The organism is Vibrio sp. 378 (genome assembly GCF_033339435.1).
Genome location: NZ_JAWOUO010000786.1, coordinates 1 through 607, shown reverse-complemented (window position 1 = coordinate 607; position 607 = coordinate 1). Strand labels below are relative to the sequence as shown.

At 48.8% G+C, this 607-nt stretch carries 1 protein-coding gene; it reads right to left on the bottom strand.

The features are described from left to right. A partial coding sequence (locus R7Q48_RS28845) for a DNA gyrase subunit A (protein ID WP_318133774.1) occupies positions 1–607 on the bottom strand: 607 nt, incomplete at both ends.

The window sequence follows — 607 nt, the reverse complement described above, 5'->3', positions numbered from 1 at the left end:
CTGACGAATACTGCTACCCGCCGTGATATTCAAGCGACCAGTAATCGGCTCACCTTGACTACGTGCTGATGGCAACGAGTGCGACTCAAGCGAGTAACTTCGACCATCACTGCCAAGGAAGACCGCCGGCTGACTGCTCTTACCGCGCGCATGCGCCAAGTATTTATCGCCTGATTTGTAGTTCAAGCTTTCCGCATCAACATCGTGTCCTTTCGCATGACGAACCCAACCTTTTTCAGACAGTACAACGGTAATTGGTTCACTTGGTACTAGGTCACGCTCAGTCAGTGCTTTTGCTTCAGCACGTTCAACTAAAGGAGAACGACGGTCATCGCCGTATTTCTCTGCGTCGGCTTTAATTTCTTTCTTAAGCAGTGTGTTCAGACGACGCTCAGAACCAAGCAGCTGCTCTAGCTTCTCACGCTCTTTCTCGAGTTCGTCTTGTTCACCACGGATCTTCATCTCTTCTAGCTTCGCTAGATGACGAAGTTTGGTATCCAGAATCGCATCGGCTTGAATATCGGTAATACCAAAGCGTTCCATCAGCACCGCTTTTGGATCGTCTTCGGTACGAATGATCTCAATCACTTCATCTAGGTTGAGGTAA